Raw genomic sequence first — 1,200 nt, forward strand, 5'->3', positions numbered from 1 at the left:
AACATGCTCTCGCTCGGCATCGACGGCTCGGTCGACACAGTCGGCGCCGCTGCGGCGCTCCAGGCGCCCGATCTCGGCGCTGCGGTGCTGAAGTGGACCCTCACGAGTGCGGTCGACCCCGTGTTCTCGGGCGTCACCACCCAGGCGTCCGCACGCTGCGTCTCCGGCAAGGTGGTCATCGTCATGACGATGAAGAACGCCGCCGCGGTGACCATGGACGCGGTCCTCACCTCCGACTTCGGCACCAAGACCGTCTCGGTGGCGGCCGGTCGGACCGTGTCGCACGCCTTCTCGACCCGCAAGGCGTCCATCGCGGCCGGTGCGGTGACGGTGGACCTCTCGGCCCAGTCCGGCGGCACGACGCGTCGGACGAAGATGCAGGCGGCGTACGCGCTGACCACCTGCAGCTGAGATCGAACGCCTCGCGGAGGGCCTGACGTCCGGCCCGCCGCGAGGAACCACGAGAGGGGCGGGACCCGGCACATGCCGGGTCCCGCCCCTCTCGTGGTGTCCTCGGCCCTCCGATGCGGTCAGGGGCGTCGAGTGCGAGGGGTGGTGGGGCCGGGTTCGAGCGCTCCGCCCCGAGAGATCGCCTCGCGCAGGGAACGACGGAGCCCCGCCGCCGCCCCGACCGGGGACGACGGCGGGGCTCCGCGGTCAGGTCACATGCCGTCGCTGATCATCGCCTCGGTGATGTCCACGTTGCGCTCGAAAGCGAGTTCGGAGAACTCGTTCGAGTAGTTCAGGCCGTAGGGCCAGATGTGTGAGCCGTTGCAGTTGAGGCGGGCGCCCGTGCCATCCCAGGTCTGCAGCAGGGCGGTGGCGTTGGTGCCCGTCCACGCCCCGTTGATGCACTTGGCGTCGTATCCGCGGCTGATCCCGATCCCCATGGTGTGCCCCATCTCGTGCAGGGCGGTTCCCTCGACCATGTAACGGCGATCAGCGCCGAAGCTCATTCGACCATCGATGTTGGCCTCGGCCGTGGGCACGCCCGGGTTGTAGAACACGCGGAGGTGCTTGGAGATGTCGGTGCGGGCGTTGTAGCGGTCGACGGCTGCTCCGACGGCCGCGTCGATGCGGGCGTAGGCGTCGAGCTGGTCGGCGGTGGGGTTCGCTTCGCGGTAGACGGTGTAGGTCACCTCGTCGACGGCGGCGTCTGTGATGCGCCAGCGCTGAGCGGTACTGGTGGTGCAGGTCTGC

General features: G+C 69.6%; 1 protein-coding gene and 1 pseudogene. One reads left to right on the forward strand and one right to left on the reverse strand.

All coding sequences use genetic code 11. The features are described from left to right. Positions 1–411, forward strand: a pseudogene (locus C5C10_RS17995) (hypothetical protein); the annotation flags it as partial. A 251-nt stretch (positions 412–662) separates the two neighbouring features. On the opposite strand, the gene C5C10_RS17405 reads toward C5C10_RS17995, so the two are convergent. Continuing rightward, the coding region (locus C5C10_RS17405; RefSeq protein ID WP_104329883.1) for a hypothetical protein at positions 663–1,200 on the reverse strand (538 nt) is incomplete at its 5' end.

Source organism: Rathayibacter sp. AY1A3, from assembly GCF_002930975.1.
In the GTDB taxonomy this organism is placed as follows: domain Bacteria; phylum Actinomycetota; class Actinomycetes; order Actinomycetales; family Microbacteriaceae; genus Rathayibacter.